This window comes from Streptomyces sp. NBC_00385 (assembly GCF_035917155.1).
Classification (GTDB): domain Bacteria; phylum Actinomycetota; class Actinomycetes; order Streptomycetales; family Streptomycetaceae; genus Streptomyces; species Streptomyces poriferorum.
In genome coordinates this window covers 4,116,480-4,133,783 of sequence record NZ_CP107951.1, presented here as the reverse complement: position 1 = coordinate 4,133,783, position 17,304 = coordinate 4,116,480, and the positions used below count along the sequence as shown (strand labels likewise).

The following is a 17,304-nucleotide window of genomic DNA, read 5'->3' as shown; positions in this document are numbered from 1 at the left end:
TATAAGACCTTGATCGCGCCGCTTGCGAGCCCGTACCGAACCGCTTGGAGTCCGTATGACGGCGACCTCCGCCGAGTCGAACCGCCTTTCGGCGCCGAGCCATCCGCAGCGCTGGCTGATCCTCGGCGTCATCTGCCTCGCCCAGCTCACCGTGCTGCTGGACAACACCGTCCTCAACGTCGCGATCCCCTCCCTCACCCGGGAGCTGGACGCCTCCACCGCCGATGTGCAGTGGATGATCAACGCCTACTCGCTCGTCCAGTCGGGGCTGCTGCTGACCGCGGGCAGCTCCGCCGACCGCTACGGCCGCAAGAAGATGCTGATCGCCGGACTCGCCCTGTTCGGTATCGGCTCACTGGTGGCCGGGCTCGCCCAGTCGTCCGCGCAACTGATCGCCGCCCGGGCCGGCATGGGCATCGGCGGGGCGCTGCTGATGACCACGACCCTCGCCGTCGTCGTCCAGATCTTCGACGAGACCGAGCGTGTGAAGGCGATCGGCATCTGGTCGACCGTCAGCTCCCTCGGCTTCGCCGTGGGGCCCCTGATCGGCGGGGTCATGCTCGACCACTTCTGGTGGGGCGCGATCTTCCTGATCAACATCCCGGTCGCGGTGATCGGCCTGGTGGCCGTGGCGCGGCTGGTCCCCGAGTCGAAGAACCCGAGCGGCGAGCGCCCCGACCTCCTCGGCGCCGTCCTCTCCACCATCGGCATGGCGGCGGTCGTGTACGCGATCATCTCCGGCCCCGGACACGGCTGGACGTCCGGCCAGGTGCTGCTGACCGCCTTCGTCGGGGTCGCCGTCCTCACCGGGTTCGTGCTGTGGGAGCTGCACATCCCGTACCCGATGCTGGACATGCACTTCTTCCGCAACCAGAGGTTCATCGGAGCGGTCGCGGGCGCGATCCTGGTCGCGTTCGGGATGGGCGGCTCGCTCTTCCTGCTCACCCAGCAGCTCCAGTTCGTCCTCGGCTACGGGCCGCTGGAGGCCGGTCTGCGTACGGCCCCGCTGGCGCTGAGCGTCGTCGCGCTCAACCTCACCGGTCTCGGCGCACGGCTGGTGCCCAAGCTCGGCACGCCCGTCACCATCGCCTCCGGTATGGCGCTGCTCGCCGCCGGACTGGGCGCGATCGCGCTGCTGGGCGGGGACGGCTACGCGGGAACGCTGCTCGGCCTGCTCGTGATGGGCGCGGGCATCGCGCTCGCCATGCCCGCCATGGCCAACGCGATCATGAGTGCGATCCCGCCCGAGAAGGCCGGTGTCGGCGCCGGGGTAAACGGCACCCTCGCCGAATGCGGCAACGGCCTCGGGGTCGCGGTGCTCGGCGCGGTCCTGAACTCCCGGTTCGCGGCGCTCGTCCCGTCGGCCGTCGGCGCGGCCTCGCTGCCCGCCGCCCTGGCCGCCGCGAGTGGTGACGCGGAGCGGCAGCGGATCACGGACGCGTTCTCCTCGGGCCTGGAGACCAGCATGCTGGTCGGGGCGGTGGCGGTGCTGGCCGGCGGGCTGCTGGCCGCGGTACTGCTGCGCCGGGCGGAGCGGGGAGAATCGGACCGGGCCCGGACCGACCGTCAGCTGGGGGACGCCGCCGCCATGTGACGGTCGGTCCCACCCGGCCGCGGCAGCGGCATAGCATCGGACGGGGGCCTACCGGACCGTACTGCTCCGCTTCCGGGGCAGACGGTACGCGCCCGGTGTGTCCCGCCGGCGAGACGAGGGAGTGCGCCATGGTGTCCGCGGCCGACCGTGCGAAGGACCCTGCCCGGACCAGCGTGTGGCTGAACCACCGGCCACCGTCGCGCGCCCGGAAGTCCGACCAGCCCGCCGGGCTCGACCGCGACCGGATCACCGCGGCGACGCTCCGGCTGCTGGACGCCGAGGGCCTCGCGAAGTTCTCCATGCGCCGGCTCGCCGCCGACCTGAACGTCACGGCGATGTCCCTCTACTGGTACGTCGACACCAAGGACGACCTCCTGGAACTGGCCCTCGACTCGGTCTACAGCGAGATCGACCCGCCGCAGGAGGACGCGCCCTGGGAGACCCGGCTGCGCGCGCTGGCGACGTCCTACCGGGCCCTGCTGGTCCGGCACGCCTGGGTCTCCCCGCTCGTCGGGAAGTTCCTCAACGTGGGCCCGCACGCGATGCTCATGTCGTACGCGATCCAGGACGTGATCCGGGCGACCGGCCTCCCCCTGGGGCGGCAGACCGGTGCGCTCTCCGCGGTCTTCCAGTTCGTGTACGGATTCGGGACCGTCGAGGGCCAGTTCGCCCAGCGCAGCGCCGAGGCGGGGCTGACCCAGGACGAGTACTTCCAGCAGGCGATGGCGGCCATCCAGGGCCAGCCGCACCTGGGCCCGATCGTGGAGGACTCGCAGGACCTCATCGCGGCGCGGGGGGCCGACACCGTGCACGACATGCACGAGCGGGACTTCGCGTTCGCGCTCGACCTGCTGATCGCCGGGATCGACGCGATGCGCGAGCGGGAGCCGGCCCCGGACGCGGAGGAGACCCGGCCCCGTCAGTAACCGCGGGCCGTGTCCACGGCGAGGGCGGGGATCCGTCCCGCCGTCAGTTCCCGCAGGCAGGCGGCGAAGTCCGTGACGATGTCGTCGTCCGCCGTGATGCCCGCGGAGTGCGAGGTGACCACCGTACGGGGCAGCCGCCAGCAGGCGTCGCCGGGTGCGGCCGGCTCGTCGGGCAGCACGTCCAGTACCGCGCGCCCCACCGAACCCGCGTGCAGCGCCGCCTCCAGCGCCGCCAGGTCCACGGTCGCGCCCCGCCCCACGTTGAGGAACGTGGCCCCGCCCATGGCCGCGAACCGGGCCGCCCCGAAGTACCCGGCCGTCGCGTCCGTCAGCGGCAGCGCGGCCACCACCCAGCGGGCGGCCACCGGTTCGTCCGCCACGGCCACCGCGTCGAAGCCCGGCGGGACGGTGCGCGGGGTGCGGACCACGCCCACGGTCCGGATGCCGCACGACCGCAGCAGCCCGGCGACGGCCGAGCCGATCCGGCCGGTGCCGTGCACCACGGCCGTCTGCCCGGCCGCGAGTTCCGAGGGGATGCGGCGCCACTCGGCCCGGGCGTGCTGCGCGGCGAACTCCGGGACCGACTGGCACTCCGCCAGCACCCAGCCCAGCACGTACTGCGCGATCCGGTCCCCCATCCGGCCCACCGTCCGGGTGAGCAGCGCCCCGCCCGGCCACGGCCCGGCGCCCAGCAGGGCGTCCGTGCCGGCGTTCACGCTGTGGAACCACAGCAGACCGTCCCCGCGCAGCGCGTCGGGCAGCGCGGCCCCCACGTACACATAGGGGCCGCCGCCGGCCGGACCGCCGCGCTCGACCGTGCGCCCGGTGGTCCGCTCCAGGGCCTCGGCCACGACGTCGCCCACCTCGGGACCGGCCAGCAGCCGGGCCCGGGCGAGCAGTCCGGGGGGCGGAAGCGTCACCGCGGTCAGCTGCCCGTGGCCAGGTGGGCCGGGAAGCCGCCGGTGGCGACGGGGCTCCACCGCTCGGGGGTGATCCTGATGATCGACTTGCCCTGCTTCACCATCGCCGCCCGGTACTCGTCCCAGTCGGGATGCTCCCCCGAGATGTTCCGGAAGTACTCGACGAGGGGTTCGACCGAGTCGGGTGAGTCGATCACCTCGGCCGAACCGTCGATCTGTACCCAGGGCCCGTTCCACTCGTCCGACAGGACGATCACGCTCACGCGCTCGTCCCGCCTCGCGTTGCGGGTCTTGGCCCGTTCGGGGTACGTCGAGACGACGATCCGGCCCGCGTCGTCGACGCCGCAGGTGAGCGGGGAGCCCTGGGGACGGCCGTCGGACCGGGTGGTCAGCAGGATCGCCCGGTGCCGGGGCCGTACGAACTCCAGCAAGTCGTCGAGTTCCACGGCGGTGTTGGTCGCGATGTTGGATGCCATGGAACCGACCCTACGACTGCCGGGATCAGACGGCGGGCAGGGAGTCGCCCTGCACCGCCTGGATGTCGAGTTCGATCCGCAGTGTGGTGCCGATCGCCGAGATGCCCGCCTGGAGGACCTGGTTGTAGTTCATCGCGAAGTCCTCGCGGCGCAGCTCCGCGGTGGCGCTGAACGCCGCACGGACGCCGCCCCACGGGTCCGGGCCGGTGCCGAGGTAGCTCAGGTCCAGGTCGACCGGGCGGTCCACGCCGTGCAGCGAGAGTTCGCCGTGCACCGTCCAGCGGTCGGGGCCGGCCGGAGTCAGCCCGGTGGAGCGGTAGGTGATCTCCGGGAAGCGCTCGGTGTCCAGGAAGTCGGGCGAGCGCAGGTGCTTGTCCCGCATGCCGTTGCCGGTGTCGATGCTGGCCGCGTTGATGACCGCGTCCACGCGGGACTGCTGGACGTCCTCGGCGATCTCGATCCGGCCGCCGAAGTCGGTGAACCGGCCGTGCACGCTGGAGATCCCCAGGTGCTGCGCGACCGCGCCCACCGAGGAGTGCGCCGGATCCAGCGACCAGGCGCCCGGCGGCGGCAGCTCCACGCCGCCCTGGCGGGCCAGTACCACCGTGCCGGCCTCGACCCGGCCGCTCGCCGTGACGAGGGCGGTGGAGGCGGCGGGGGCGTACCCGACCGCCGTCACGATCACGGTGTACGCGCCGGCGGACAGCGGTGCTTCGGTGCGCACCGCCCCGTCCTCGTCGGCGGCGGCGCGCAGCACCTGCGTCCCGGTCATGTCGGTGACCGTCACGACCGCGTGCTGGACGGCCCAGCCGTCCCGCGTGCGTACCTGTGCGCGAAGTCCCATCCCGTTTTCTCTCCTTGCTCAATGCCCCGCCCCTTCGAGGAACGGGTCACTCAATGAGTCGGGCCCCGGGGCGGGGACGGCAGGCCGTCCCCTGCCTGCCGTCCCCACCGCCGGGGCCCATTTCCGCCGGCCTGGACAGACTCTCCGCTCGAAGTGCCGTCCCGCCAGGGGTCTTACGTGTCCGGGGGAATCCCGGACGGGTTACTCGCCCGGGTGGGCGAGCTCGATGTCGTGGCCGTCGACCCCGTGACCGGCCACGGTCAGGGAACCGGCCACCGGCGGGTAGCCGGTCGCGATGACCGAGTACTCGCCCGCGTCCAGGTCGGCGAAGGCGTACGCCCCGTCCTCCCCGGTCGTCGAGGTGGCGATCACGTTGCCGGCCGCGTCGACCAGCGTGACGCGGGCGTCGGGCAGCGGCCGCCGGCCGGAACCGGCCCGCACCACGCCCTGGACCAGCGCACCGGACTGCAGTGCGGCGTCGACCCGGGTGACACCCTGGCCGCCGATCTCCACCGGCAGGGCCAGCGGACGGAAGCCGGCCGCGTTGACCGCGACGGTCACCGCACCGGGGACCAGCTCACCGAAGGTGAACTCGCCCGCGTCACCGGACTTGCCGGTGGCCAGCACGTCGCCGCGCACATCGGTCACGATGACCATGGCGCCCTCGACCGGCAGACCGCCGTCGGCGGCCCGTACGGAACCGGCCAGGCCGCTCGTACCGGCGAGCAGGATGTCGTACGAGAGCGGCTCGTCGCCGACGACCACGGTCGACGCCTGCGGCTGGAAGCCGTCGGCCGACGCGATCAGCACGTACGAACCGGCGCCCGGGGCGTCCAGACCGTAGGAGCCGTCGGGCTGCGCGACCGAGATGCCCAGCTGCCGGCCGCCGAGCGAGATCAGCGTGACGGCGGCCCGGTCGACGGGTGCGCCCTCGGCACCGCGCACCACACCGCGGACCGCGGTGCCCTGCACGGTCGCCACCGGAGCGGCCACCGGAGCGGCCACCGGGGCGGCCTCCAGGGTGTCGACGGCGGTGACGCCGGCGGCTCCCTCGGAGACCAGCGCGGCCGTACCGTCCGGGGTCTTGGCGAGCTCCACGGCCTCGGCCGGAGCCGGGGCGTCGTTCGCCGCGTTCGTCTTCAGTGCGACCTCCTTGATGAAGATCGTGATCAGGAAGGCGACCAGCGCGGCCGGAGCGGCGTACAGGAAGACGTCACCGACGCCGTGCCCGTAGGCGGCCTCCACGACCGTACGGAACGGCGCGGGCAGCGTGTCCAGGTCGGGGATGCCCCCGCCGCCGGTACCGCCGTGGCCCAGGGCCGCGCCCTGGGGACCGAGGTCCGCCAGGCCGTCCTTGACGTAGTGCGTGACCCGGTTCGCCATGACGGCGCCCAGTGCCGAGACACCGATCGCACCACCGAGCGAACGGAAGAACGTGACGACGGAGCTGGCGGAGCCGAGGTCGGCGGGGTCGACCTGGTTCTGGGTGGCGAGGACCAGGTTCTGCATCATCATGCCGATGCCGAGACCCATCACGAACATGAAGATCGCGATGTGCCAGTACGCGGTGTCGTACCGGATGGTGCCGAGCATGCCGAGCCCGGCCGTGATCAGGAAGCCACCGCTGACCAGCCACGCCTTCCAGCGGCCCGTCTTGGTGATGATCTGGCCCGAGAGGGTCGAGGAGAGGAACAGACCCGCGATCATCGGGATCGTCATCACACCGGACATCGTCGGCGACTTGCCGCGCGCCAGCTGGAAGTACTGGCTGAAGAAGACGGTGCCCGCGAACATCGAGACACCGACGAACAGCGAGGCGAGCGAGGCGAGCGTGATGGTCCGGTTGCGGAACAGCCGCAGCGGGATGATCGGCTCGCTGGCCCGGGACTCGGTGAAGACGAAGAGCAGCGCGAGGACCACGGAACCCGCGAGCATCGCACCGGTCTGCCAGGACATCCAGTCGTACTTGTCGCCCGCGAAGGTCACCCAGAGGAGCAGCAGCGAGACGGCGGCGCTGATGAAGAACGCGCCGGTCCAGTCGACCTTGACCTCACGCTTGACGACCGGGAGCTTCAGGGTCTTCTGGAGCACCACGAGAGCGATGGCCGCGAACGGCACGCCGACGTAGAAGCACCAGCGCCAGCCCATCCAGCTGGTGTCGGTGATGACACCGCCGAGCAGCGGGCCGCCGACGGTGGCGATGGCGAAGACCGCGCCGAGGTAGCCGCTGTAGCGGCCGCGCTCGCGCGGGGCGATCATCGCGGCCATCACGATCTGGGCGAGGGCGGAGAGGCCGCCGACGCCGATGCCCTGGACCACACGGCAGACGATCAGCATGCCGCTGCTGGTCGAGAGACCGGCGACGACCGAGCCGGCGACGTAGATGACGAGTGCTATCTGGACCAGCAGCTTCTTGCTGAACAGGTCGGAGAGCTTGCCCCACAGGGGGGTGGTCGCCGTCATCGCCAGCAGCGAGGCCGTGACGACCCAGGTGTAGGCGCTCTGGCCGCCGCCGAGGTCGGAGATGATCTCCGGCAGGGCGTTGGTGACGACGGTGGACGACAGAATCGCGACGAACATGCCGAGCAGCAGCCCGGTCAGCGCTTCCATGATCTGCCGGTGTGTCATCGGCACGCCGTTGGAGGGTTCGTTCCCTCCGTGCTTGGCGTGGCCGCCCCGCACACCGGTTGGTGTGGTCGTAGCCATTTAAATCCTTGTCTTTGCTTCTGTTACACGGGTGTACGGGTGTACGAGCCGTCGTGGCTGTCGGTGGGCCGGGAGCGGCAGTCGCCGCTGTGCTTTCCGGGGGCGCACCCGCCGGAGCTGCGACAGGAGAAGCTGTCGCGCAGCCGGGCCAGCAACGTGTTGAGCTGTCCGACCTCGTCGTCGGACCAATCCTGAAGGTTGTGGGCGAACATCTCGGTCGTCCGGCAGTTCAGATCCTTGAGTACTCCCTCGCCCGCGGGGGTCAGCCGCAGGATGCGGGAGCGCTTGTCCGCCGGGTCCGGGGAACGCTCGATCCAGCCGCGTTCCGCCACGTGGGCGACGTGTCGGCTGGTCACCGACATGTCGACGGCGAGGAGCTCGGCCAGTCTGCTGATCCGTATCTCTCCGTGCTGGCTCAGCAGAGCCAGTACGGCCGCCGAGCCGGCAGGGCATTCGGCGGGGAGGATGCGGGCCAGGCCCCGTTTGACGGCGCCGACTGCGCTGAGCTGCCGGGCCAGTTCTTCGTACTGACTCCGCGCGGCCACGGGACCCCCAGACATTCACGTCATCTTGTTGCTTAGGGCAACCATAGAAGCCGTTGGTTGCTGCAGGCAAACGAAAAGGGGCTTGCAGAAGTAAAGGAAAACAAAAGGCTCCGTAGGGCGCGGGTCAAACGCCCAGCGTGTGCGGTGCGTACGTGGCAGATGTGTCCTGCGCCACTCCGGATGCGGGCCGGGCAGGCTCCGGGGGCCACCTCCCCCGTCTTATCGGCTTCCGGCGCGGGCGGAGGGTCACCGTTCGCGCATATATACGGGAGCGCGGGGGTGGCCCGGCGCCACGATTCTCAACTGGGTTCCTCTGTGCGGAGGTTGGTCGCCGACCGCCCTCGGCGGCTCCGTACGGGGTGCGGTGGTCCGGGCCGGGTCCGGGCGGGTCTGCCGCGCGGCCTTCACCGGTTCCCCGGTTATGGCCCCGCCCCTTCACCGCCCGGGGGTTGGGCGGTTCCGCCGAGTTCGCTAGGGTCCTGCGACATGGCACACAATCCCCACGCTCCGCAGGGTCCCGAGGGCAACAGCGACCCGGCAGGCAACACCCAGATGTTCCGCGCCTTCGTCGACGAGGGCGAGCCGCAGCGCCGGCAGCAGCCCGCCGCCGTGTCCTCCGGCCCGAGGACCGGACTGATCGCCGCCGTCGTCGCGGTGGTCGTCGTGCTCGGCGCGGTCGCCTGGCTCGCGCTCGGCTGACCGGCACACCGGTCATCGCGTAGTCCCCCGTCACTTCCAGACGGCGGTCACGTCCCGGGTCTCGACATGCATGCCCAGGGGCACCCGCCAGGCGTCCACACAGACGGTGTACGTCATCTTCCGCGCCGCTCCCGCGCCGATGGGCACGGGCAGCGGCGCTGTCGATTCCCGGGTCGCCCAGTCGATCCCCAGCCCGCCGATGATGTGCGTGGCGAAGGTGACGGTCCCCGAACGGGCGGATGAGCCGCCGGTGTTGCGGAACTCCACGGTGACCTTCTCGCACCACCGCTCGTCCGCCGCCGCACGCACCGGGGCGCCGGCCTCGATGACGGCGGGCCCGGCGGGGGCCGTGGAGCCGGGTGCGGACGGTGACGCGGGGCCGGTCGGGTCCGTGGTCCCTGCGGAGCCGTCCGCCGAGCCGGACCCGTTCGACGGAGCGCCGCTCGTCGCTGCGCCGCCCGGTCCTCCCGGGGTCCGTGCCGGGCTCCCGGACGCACCGGGACGCGCCGTGTCCGGGCCGGGGCCGCCCGCAGTGCCCGCACCGCCCCCCGCGTCCGGGGCTCCGGGGGAGGACGAGGGCGAGGCGCCCGAGGGCTCCCCGGCGCCGCTTCCGCTCGGTCTCCCGGCCCCGTCCAGCGGGATCAGCGTGACCTTGCCCGAGGGCGCGACCGCCCCCGAAGGAGCCTTCGCCGGGCCCGTCGCCGCCGCGCCGACCGCCGTGTAGCCGTCGCCGCCCGCCCGGTCTCCGCAGCCTGTCAGGGCACCGCCCAGACACAGCACGGCCGCCGAGGCGGCGATCACTGTGCCCCGGCGGCCGGACCGGCCGAATGTCTGACGTCGCATCGCGACAGTGTGTCTGACGGACCGTCAAATCGGAACCCTCGGGATCGGGGTTCCCGGTCAGTCGGCGATGAGCCCCTCCCTGAGCTGGGCGAGGGTCCGGGTCAGCAGCCGCGAGACGTGCATCTGGGAGATGCCGACCTCCTCGCCGATCTGCGACTGGGTCATGTTGGCGAAGAACCGCAGCATGATGATCTGGCGCTCACGCGGCGGGAGTTTGGCCAGCAGCGGCTTGAGCGACTCGCGGTACTCGACGCCCTCCAGCGCCGCGTCCTCGTAGCCCAGCCGGTCCGCCAGCGAACCCTCGCCGCCGTCGTCCTCGGGCGAGGGCGAGTCGAGCGAGGAGGCGGTGTAGGCGTTGCCGACGGCCAGGCCGTCGACGACGTCCTCCTCGGAGACGCCGAGCGCCTTGGCCAGCTCCGGAACGGTCGGCGAGCGGTCGAGCTTCTGGGCGAGCTCGTCACTGGTCTTGGTGAGGGCGAGCCGCAGCTCCTGGAGCCGGCGCGGCACCCGCACCGACCAGGAGGTGTCGCGGAAGAAGCGCTTGATCTCGCCGACGACGGTGGGCATCGCGAACGTGGGGAACTCCACGCCGCGTTCGCAGTCGAACCGGTCGATCGCCTTGATCAGGCCGATCGTGCCGACCTGGACGATGTCCTCCATGGGTTCGTTGCGGCTGCGGAACCGTGCCGCGGCGTAACGCACCAGCGGCAGGTTGAGCTCGATGAGTGTGTCCCGCACATAGGCGCGCTCCGGGCTGTCCGTTCCGTCGGGGCCCGGTGCGGGACCCAGCGCGGCGAGCCGCAGGAACAGGGAGCGGGACAGCGTGCGGGTGTCGATGGCTTCCGACGAGCTGGTGAGCACAACGGGTGCGGGTGCGCTCTTGGTGAGCGTGAGCACCTTCGAGCTGCCCTGTTCTGCGGACATGCCACCCCCTTGAGGTCGCGGACGGTCGCGGTGGCCGCGACCATCGGAGGAACGCAGCCTCCACCTGAATACCGGAGGGGAGGCAGCGGCAAACGCGGTTCCCGCAGAATGTCACATGTCGGCAACACGCTGTAGTGACTTGTCGACAAGTTCCGGGGGAGTCTGCCCAGTTAACAGGGGGTGTACGGCTTTTGGTCCGCGGGGAACGCCTCAGGACCGGTCTACCCGATCCGGTTACGCTTCGATCCTGTTTGCGGATCGAAGTCGGGCGAAACTTCGGGCGAGGAGTCTTGACACATGCATCTGTGAGACTCCGAGTTCCGCGCTGATCTGGGACTGCGTCAGGTTGCTGTAGTACCGCAGCAGCAGGATCCGCTGTTCGCGTTCGGGCAGTTGTACGAGCAGATGGCGGACCAGGTCGCGGTGCTCGACGCCGGCCAGCGCCGGATCCTCGTAGCCGAGCCGGTCCAGCAGGCCCGGCAGCCCGTCACCCTCCTGGGCGGCTTCGAGTGAGGTCGCGTGATACGAGCGGCCCGCCTCGATGCAGGCCAGCACCTCGTCCTCGGAGATCTTCAGCCGTGCGGCGATCTCCGCGGTGGTGGGGGAGCGGCCGTGGGCGGTCGTCAGGTCCTCGGTGGCCCCGGTGACCTGGACCCAGAGTTCGTGCAGCCGGCGCGGTACGTGGACGGTCCGCACGTTGTCCCGGAAGTACCGCTTGATCTCGCCGACGACGGTGGGCATCGCGAAGGTGGGGAACTGGACCCCGCGTTCGGGGTCGAACCGGTCGATGGCGTTGATCAGGCCGATCGTGCCGACCTGGACGACGTCCTCCATCGGCTCGTTGCGGCTGCGGAACCGCGCGGCGGCGTACCGGACGAGGGGCAGGTTCGCCTCGATCAGTGCCGCCCGCACCCGCCCGTGCTCCGCGGTGCCCGGCTCCAGCCCCTGGAGGCGGCCGAAGAGCACCTGGGTGAGCGCCCTGGTGTCGGCGCCCCGGGTCCTGGCGGGCGCGACGGTGTCGTCGGGCGTCTCGGTCTGGATCGTCTCGGTCGCGACCGCCTGGGCCTGGACCGCCGGGGCCGCCGGGGACGCCGATGTCGGTGACGCCGGAGTCGGCGACACCGGTGTCGTCCGTGCGGCCTGGACGGCCTGCACGGTCTGGGGAGGCACTTGAGGCGCTGTACTGGCCGGCACGATGACGCCACCCCTTTGCGGTCAACTTCGGTCAACTCATCCTTCAAAAGCGGTCATAGCATCACAAGACATGTCCACTATGTGCAAGCACCCCATAGCGCCGTGTTGACCTCGAATCGGTTTAAACACAAAGAAAAGCCCCTCACCGTCATGGTGAGGGGCTCGCAGGGCCGAAGCCGTCAGAACGGGTAGTCGGCGATCACCCAGGTGGCGAATTCACGCCACTGACCGGCGGCGGCCTGGTGGGCCGGATGCTCGATGTAGCTCTTCAGTGCGGCCTCGTCAGCGACCGCGGAGTTGATGGCGAAGTCGTAGGCGATCGGCCGGTCGGTGATGTTCCAGGCGCACTCCCAGAACTCCAGCCCGGGCACCTTGTCCGCCAGTTCCCGGAAGGCCTGGGCGCCCGCGACGACCCGCGGTTCGTCCCGCCCGACGCCGTCGTTCAGCTTGAACAGGACCAGATGGCGGATCATGGGGGGTACTCCTACTTCACGAGCTCGGACATGAAGTCGCCGACGCCCTGAGCGGCGTCCGAAACGCCCTCGAACCCTACCTGGACGAGATCCGCGGCCCGGGCGGGGGACGTGATGATCGTGTAGAGCACGAAGACGACTATCAAGTAGAGAGCGATCTTCTTTGCTTGCACCATCAGCCCCTGACTCCCCTTCGATCCCCTGCGCGATCGGGCGAGTCTATCCGCACACATGGCCGTATCGGCTTGCTGATTCCGATCACTCATGCGGTCTTTAGGGACCAAGGACCCGGCGATCGAGGCCCTTTGCCCGCCCGCGCGGCTTCTGTGGAGGGGCAGGATGGTGAACGAGCCCAGCGGATCCGGCAGGAATCCGAGGGGCGAGGAACAGGACCTCTCTGTGGGGTTCTCACCGCGGCCATCCCCCGATCGCGGTGAGGGCTGGTAGGGCCTGTTCTCATCGGGGGGAGCGGCTTGTCCCCCCGATGCCGCTTCCCCCGACCCAGCCTCGCAGCCGGCCCCGGGCCCGACCTCCGTCGGCCCCGGGGCCACTGTCGTACCCGCACCCGCGCCATGGCGGGCCGACCGTCCGGGCGGAAAACTCGAAGGGCCCGACGCTGTGCGTCGGGCCCTTCACAAGAGCGGTAGCGGAGGGATTTGAACCCTCGGTGAGTTTCCCCACACTCGCTTTCGAGGCGAGCTCCTTCGGCCGCTCGGACACGCTACCGAGAGAGAGCTTAGACCATCTCGGCCGTCCGTCGAAATCCGATTCCCGGCAAGCCCGCGTGTGTGCGGGGGACGCAGGTCAGCGGTCGCGGAAGAAGGCCGTCAGGAGGGCCGCACAGTCCGCCTCCAGGACGCCGTGGATCACCTCGGGGCGGTGGTTGAGCCTGCGGTCCCGTACGACGTCCCAGAGCGAACCGGCCGCTCCGGCCTTCTCGTCCCGGGCGCCGTAGACGACCCGGCCCACTCGGGACTGCACCAGGGCGCCCGCACACATGGTGCAGGGCTCCAGGGTGACGACGAGGGTGCATCCGGACAGCCGCCACTCGCCGAGCGCGGCGGCGGCCCGGCGCAGGGCGAGGACCTCGGCGTGCGCGGTCGGGTCACCGGTCGCCTCGCGTTCGTTGTGGCCGGTGGCGAGCAGGCCGCCGTCCGGGGCGAGGACGACGGCGCCGACCGGCACATCGCCGGCCGCCGCCGCCAGCCCGGCCTCGTCCAGGGCACGGCGCATGGATGCCCGCCACGGGTCCCTCACGGGATCGTGCGGGGGGTGCTGCGCCGGGGACGGGTCGTGCGGGTGCGGTGCTTCGGTCACCCGCGGACCCTAACGGACGGTCTCCAGGACCTCGGCCGCTCCCAGCGCGTCCGCGATCTCGGCCAGGGCCTCCGTCCGCAGCATCAGCAGCTCCGCCTCGGGGAGCCCGAGGTCGGACAGCACCCCGGTGTCGCCGAGCGGACCTGCCGGTACGGCGTCGGGGTCCGGCCCGTCGTCGTCATCGTCGGTGGAATTGTCGGGGGTTTCGGGTTCGCCGTCCTCCGTACCGTCGAGGCCGACGAGTTCTTCGAGGGCGGCAATCGAGTCCTCGGCCCCGGGTTCGCGGCCGAGCAGTTCATCCGTGAGCAGGATCTCCCCGTACGAGGAGCGGGCGGCGGCGGAGGCGTTGGAGACGTAGATACGCGGATCCTCCTCACCGTCCACGCGGACGACGCCGAACCAGGCGTCCTCCTGCTCGATGAAGACGAGCACCGTGTCCTCGTCCACCGAGGCCTCACGGGCCAGATCCGTCAGGTCGGACAGGGTCTCCACATCGTCGAGATCCGTGTCGCTCGCTTCCCACCCGTCTTCGGTGCGCGCGAGCAGTGCGGCGAAGTACACCGTGACTCTCCCACTGGTCTTGGAGGCTCTCGTTCGGATCAGGCCGGATCAGGGAGCGGGGTCCGATCCCAACGAATGCCCTGGGTGTGTCGGTCCGGCGGGAGACAGCCGGGGTCCGGCTGCCCTGCGTCCCGCCCATCGGAATCGTGGCAGAAACGAGGGCCTCGCGAGAGCAGTTCCGTCGTTGCGTCGGCCATCAGTTCTCTCCGGCGCCGCCACCCGGGGGTTCCTCCGACGGATGGCCGGCTACCAGCGGAACGTCCGCATCCGCATGGCCTGGCGCATTCTGGCGGCCTTGACCCGGCGCGGCTGGACCCGGTCGCGGAGCGCCTTGGCCTCGTGAAGCTCGCGGAGGAACTGGGCGCGGCGCCTGCGGCGCTGCGCGTCCGTCTCCGGCGCGTCCTGCGGGTCCGGGCCTTCCCGCTTGTGCTCCGCCCCGTCCGGCATCGGCTCTTCACCCCCAGGCTGGGTCCGTATGCCCCCACCTTCCCCCCGAACGTGCGGTTGATGCCAGCGCACGGGTGCGGGAGGCGCGGCTACTGTGGGTGGCATGCGGATCCACGTCGTCGACCACCCGCTGGTCGCGCACAAACTCACCACCCTGCGCGACAAGCGCACCGACTCCCCGACCTTCCGGCGCCTCGCCGACGAGCTGGTCACCCTGCTCGCGTACGAGGCCACCCGCGATGTGCGCACCGAACAGGTCGACATCGAGACCCCGGTGACACCCACCACCGGAGTGAAGCTGTCGTACCCGCGGCCCCTGGTCGTACCGATCCTGCGGGCCGGCCTCGGCATGCTCGACGGCATGGTCCGGCTGCTGCCGACCGCCGAGGTGGGCTTCCTGGGCATGATCCGCGACGAGGAGACGCTCCAGGCGTCCACGTACGCGACGCGCATGCCGGAGGACCTCTCGGGCCGCCAGGTGTACGTCCTGGACCCGATGCTCGCCACCGGCGGCACGCTGGTCGCGGCCATCCAGGAGCTGATCAAGCGGGGTGCGGACGATGTCACCGCGGTCGTGCTGCTCGCGGCGCCCGAGGGCGTCGAGGTGATGGAGCGCGAACTGGCGGGGACGCCGGTCACCGTGGTCACCGCCTCGGTCGACGAGCGGCTCAACGAGCACGGCTACATCGTGCCGGGCCTCGGTGACGCCGGGGACCGGATGTACGGCACCGCCGGCTAGGCCGGCCCGCCAGCAGTTGCGGGACAGCCCTCAGGAACCGACCGGTGGGACGGCGACGGCCGGGGCGCTCATCGAGCACCCCGGCCGTCGCGTACTGCCGACCCGCGCGTCCTCAGCAGGAGGACGGCGCCGGGGCCGGCTTCGTCAGTGCGGTCAGCGCGGTGGCTGCCGCCTGCGGCGGGCTGAACGCCTTGAACTTCGTACCGATGATCAGATCGATGTCCGCGCCCTTGCGCGCGTCGGTCTTCGTCGCCGCGCCCGGCAGCTGGGTGCCGAGCACCGGGAACGTGCCGTTGACCGCGGCCGGGGCGCCCAGCAGCAGGGCGGTGCCGGCGACCTTCTTGTCGTACGCGGCGGTGGCGTTGCCCACCTTGCCGATGGTGAAGCCGCGCTTCTTCAGCTCGTCGGCCGCCGCCTTGGCCAGCCCGCCACGCGGAGTCGCGTTGTAGACGTTGACCGTGATCTTCGCGGGCTTCGGCAGGACCTTCGCGGGCGCGGACGGCGCGGCGGTCGGGCAGTCCGCCTTGCGGTCGGCGGCGCTGGCCTGTTTGTCGCCGCCCGTGAAGACATCGATGAGCTGCAGCGTGCCCCATCCGGCGAGCCCGAGGGCGACCACGGAGGCGATGGCCGCGAGGACCAGTTTGCTGCGGCGGCGGGGGCGCCGCATGCGCGGGTACTTGTCACCCGTGATGCGGTACTTTCCGCCCATGCCGGGGGGAGTGAGCATGCTCATGGGCGCAGCGTAGTGCGGCCCGGTGATGATGACTATTTGATGATCGACGGATCGCACCCGTCCGAGTGCGAAAGCACCCGAACGAACCCCGTCGGAGTCGAACGCGACCCGGGGAAGCGGCTCAGCCGAGTTCGAGCACGCGGGCGTGCAGAACCTGGCGCTGCTGGAGCGCGGCGCGGACCGCGCGGTGCAGTCCGTCCTCCAGGTAGAGGTCGCCCTGCCACTTCACGACGTGTGCGAACAGGTCGCCGTAGAACGTGGAGTCCTCGGCGAGAAGCGTTTCGAGGTCCAGCTGGCCCTTGGTGGTCACGAGCTGGTCGAGGCGGACCGGGCGCGGCGCGACATCCGCCCACTGCCGGGTGCTTTCCCGGCCGTGGTCGGGATAGGGCTGCCCATTTCCGATGCGCTTGAAGATCACACGGAAAGCCTACCGGTCAAGACCCTCCGGGCGCAGCCATGGGGCGGGACTGCGGTGTGGCCCAGGGCGGCATATAAGCGTCCATTCCACGATTGAGCCAGTGATGAACGAGAGCCCCGGCGGCCCCGGTGCGCGGCCCGGCGGCCCCCGGCGCACACCAGGGGCGCCCCGGGGGCGGGCTCACTTGCTCCTGGCCGCCGCCTTCGCCGCCTTCGCGGCCTGTTTGGCCTCCTGCTTGAACGCACGGACCTCGGCGAGCGACTCGGGCCCGGTGATGTCGGCGACCGAACGGTGCGAGTCCGCCTCCCCGTAGGGCCCCGCCGCCTCCCGCCAGCCCGGCGGCCGGACGCCGAACTGCTTGCCCAGCAGCGCGAGGAAGATCTGCGCCTTCTGGGTACCGAACCCCGGCAGAGCGTTGAGCCGCTTCCGGAGATCGGCCCCGGAGGTGGCCCCGGTCCACACCGCGCTCGCCTCGCCGTCGTACTGCGCCACCAGGTACTGGCACAGCTGCTGCACCCGCTTGGCCATCGAGCCCGGATAGCGGTGCAGGGCGGGTTTGTCGGTGAAGAGTCCGGTGAAGGCCTCCGGCTCGTACGTGGCGATCTCATGGGCGTCCAGGTCGTCCCCGCCCATCCGCTGTGCCAGTGCGTACGGACCGGAGAACGCCCATTCCATCGGCACCTGCTGGTCCAGCAGCATGCCGACGAGGGCGGCGAGCGGACTGCGCGCGAGCAACTCGTCCGCCTCCGGCTGCTGAGCGATCCGGAGGGTGATGTCTCGGCCCTGGTTGCTGTTGGTCATGGCCCGATGATTGCGAGCCGGGGGTGCGACGGCCAGTGAAACCACCGCCGGTCCGGCTGTTTGCAGCCGTTTGCCGCTGTTCTCGGCTCCTGTCGACCCCTTCCGGGGCGCCGCGCACGCCTGACGCGCGGGCGCACGGACCCG

The 17,304-nt window shown here is 71.1% G+C and carries 20 protein-coding genes and 1 tRNA gene; 4 read left to right on the top strand and 17 right to left on the bottom strand.

Going from position 1 to position 17,304, the window contains the following annotated elements; all coding sequences use genetic code 11:
• Positions 1 to 55 precede the first annotated feature (55 nt).
• Positions 56 to 1,594 (top strand): MFS transporter, encoded by a 1,539-nt coding sequence (locus OG959_RS18340; RefSeq protein WP_326659775.1) that lies wholly within the window; start codon positions 56 to 58, stop codon positions 1,592 to 1,594.
• 128 nt (positions 1,595 to 1,722) lie between these two features.
• A complete protein-coding gene (locus tag OG959_RS18335) occupies positions 1,723 to 2,520 on the top strand; it encodes a TetR/AcrR family transcriptional regulator (RefSeq protein ID WP_326659774.1) in 798 nt (265 codons plus the stop codon).
• Here the strand turns inward: OG959_RS18335 and OG959_RS18330 are convergent.
• The 5 genes from OG959_RS18330 to OG959_RS18310 form a co-directional block, all read right to left on the bottom strand.
• Positions 2,514 to 3,440, bottom strand: a complete 927-nt coding sequence (locus OG959_RS18330; protein WP_326659772.1) for an NAD(P)-dependent oxidoreductase — start codon at positions 3,438 to 3,440, stop codon at positions 2,514 to 2,516. The two genes, OG959_RS18335 and OG959_RS18330, sit on opposite strands and share 7 nt — an antisense overlap.
• A 5-nt stretch (positions 3,441 to 3,445) precedes the next feature.
• Positions 3,446 to 3,916 (bottom strand): PPOX class F420-dependent oxidoreductase, encoded by a 471-nt coding sequence (locus OG959_RS18325; RefSeq protein ID WP_326659770.1) that lies wholly within the window; start codon positions 3,914 to 3,916, stop codon positions 3,446 to 3,448.
• A gap of 25 nt (positions 3,917 to 3,941) precedes the next feature.
• Positions 3,942 to 4,760, bottom strand: coding sequence for a YceI family protein (locus OG959_RS18320; RefSeq protein ID WP_326659768.1), 819 nt, complete (start codon positions 4,758 to 4,760; stop codon positions 3,942 to 3,944).
• Between the two features lie 201 nt (positions 4,761 to 4,961).
• A complete protein-coding gene (locus OG959_RS18315; RefSeq protein WP_326659766.1) occupies positions 4,962 to 7,466 on the bottom strand; it encodes an MFS transporter in 2,505 nt (834 codons plus the stop codon).
• A 23-nt stretch (positions 7,467 to 7,489) separates the two neighbouring features.
• On the bottom strand, positions 7,490 to 8,011 hold the full coding sequence (locus OG959_RS18310; protein WP_326666463.1) for a MarR family winged helix-turn-helix transcriptional regulator: 522 nt from the start codon (positions 8,009 to 8,011) through the stop codon (positions 7,490 to 7,492).
• Positions 8,012 to 8,497: 486 nt separating this feature from the next.
• Between OG959_RS18310 and OG959_RS18305 the strand changes: the two genes are divergently transcribed.
• Positions 8,498 to 8,710: a hypothetical protein gene (locus OG959_RS18305; protein WP_326659764.1), complete on the top strand. Its 213-nt coding sequence runs from the start codon at positions 8,498 to 8,500 to the stop codon at positions 8,708 to 8,710.
• Positions 8,711 to 8,740: 30 nt separating this feature from the next.
• Here OG959_RS18305 and OG959_RS18300 read toward each other — a convergent pair whose 3' ends face one another.
• The 9 genes from OG959_RS18300 to OG959_RS18260 form a co-directional block, all read right to left on the bottom strand.
• Positions 8,741 to 9,553 carry a hypothetical protein gene (locus OG959_RS18300; RefSeq protein ID WP_326659762.1) on the bottom strand — a complete coding sequence of 271 codons (813 nt, stop codon included), beginning with the start codon at positions 9,551 to 9,553 and terminating at the stop codon, positions 8,741 to 8,743.
• Between the two features lie 57 nt (positions 9,554 to 9,610).
• Positions 9,611 to 10,477: an RNA polymerase sigma factor SigF gene (locus OG959_RS18295; protein ID WP_148019555.1), complete on the bottom strand. Its 867-nt coding sequence runs from the start codon at positions 10,475 to 10,477 to the stop codon at positions 9,611 to 9,613.
• A gap of 234 nt (positions 10,478 to 10,711) precedes the next feature.
• The gene (locus tag OG959_RS18290) at positions 10,712 to 11,671 is read right to left on the bottom strand and encodes an RNA polymerase sigma factor SigF (RefSeq protein ID WP_442805594.1); all 960 of its coding nucleotides are present in this window, start codon (positions 11,669 to 11,671) and stop codon (positions 10,712 to 10,714) included.
• Between the two features lie 179 nt (positions 11,672 to 11,850).
• Positions 11,851 to 12,144 (bottom strand): Dabb family protein, encoded by a 294-nt coding sequence (locus OG959_RS18285; RefSeq protein ID WP_326659758.1) that lies wholly within the window; start codon positions 12,142 to 12,144, stop codon positions 11,851 to 11,853.
• 11 nt (positions 12,145 to 12,155) lie between these two features.
• The gene (locus OG959_RS18280) at positions 12,156 to 12,320 is read right to left on the bottom strand and encodes a hypothetical protein (RefSeq protein ID WP_187285206.1); all 165 of its coding nucleotides are present in this window, start codon (positions 12,318 to 12,320) and stop codon (positions 12,156 to 12,158) included.
• Positions 12,321 to 12,785: 465 nt separating this feature from the next.
• Positions 12,786 to 12,870, bottom strand: a tRNA-Ser gene (locus OG959_RS18275).
• 78 nt (positions 12,871 to 12,948) lie between these two features.
• Positions 12,949 to 13,461: a tRNA adenosine(34) deaminase TadA gene (gene tadA / locus OG959_RS18270; RefSeq protein WP_442805593.1), complete on the bottom strand. Its 513-nt coding sequence runs from the start codon at positions 13,459 to 13,461 to the stop codon at positions 12,949 to 12,951.
• A 9-nt stretch (positions 13,462 to 13,470) separates the two neighbouring features.
• A complete protein-coding gene (locus OG959_RS18265; RefSeq protein WP_326659754.1) occupies positions 13,471 to 14,022 on the bottom strand; it encodes a tRNA adenosine deaminase-associated protein in 552 nt (183 codons plus the stop codon).
• Positions 14,023 to 14,268: 246 nt separating this feature from the next.
• Positions 14,269 to 14,469 carry a hypothetical protein gene (locus OG959_RS18260; protein ID WP_219573449.1) on the bottom strand — a complete coding sequence of 67 codons (201 nt, stop codon included), beginning with the start codon at positions 14,467 to 14,469 and terminating at the stop codon, positions 14,269 to 14,271.
• A 103-nt stretch (positions 14,470 to 14,572) separates the two neighbouring features.
• On the opposite strand from OG959_RS18260, the gene upp reads away from it, so the two are divergent.
• Entirely contained in the window at positions 14,573 to 15,208 is a 636-nt protein-coding gene (gene upp / locus OG959_RS18255; RefSeq protein ID WP_219573448.1) for a uracil phosphoribosyltransferase, read from the top strand.
• A gap of 112 nt (positions 15,209 to 15,320) precedes the next feature.
• Here the strand turns inward: upp and OG959_RS18250 are convergent, their stop codons facing one another.
• From OG959_RS18250 to OG959_RS18240, 3 genes are all read right to left on the bottom strand, one after another.
• Entirely contained in the window at positions 15,321 to 15,917 is a 597-nt protein-coding gene (locus tag OG959_RS18250) for a LytR C-terminal domain-containing protein (RefSeq protein WP_326666457.1), read from the bottom strand.
• A gap of 145 nt (positions 15,918 to 16,062) precedes the next feature.
• Positions 16,063 to 16,359 carry a type II toxin-antitoxin system VapB family antitoxin gene (locus OG959_RS18245; RefSeq protein ID WP_073736427.1) on the bottom strand — a complete coding sequence of 99 codons (297 nt, stop codon included), beginning with the start codon at positions 16,357 to 16,359 and terminating at the stop codon, positions 16,063 to 16,065.
• 180 nt (positions 16,360 to 16,539) lie between these two features.
• Positions 16,540 to 17,160 carry an HhH-GPD-type base excision DNA repair protein gene (locus tag OG959_RS18240; RefSeq protein WP_326659750.1) on the bottom strand — a complete coding sequence of 207 codons (621 nt, stop codon included), beginning with the start codon at positions 17,158 to 17,160 and terminating at the stop codon, positions 16,540 to 16,542.
• Positions 17,161 to 17,304: the final 144 nt, after the last annotated feature.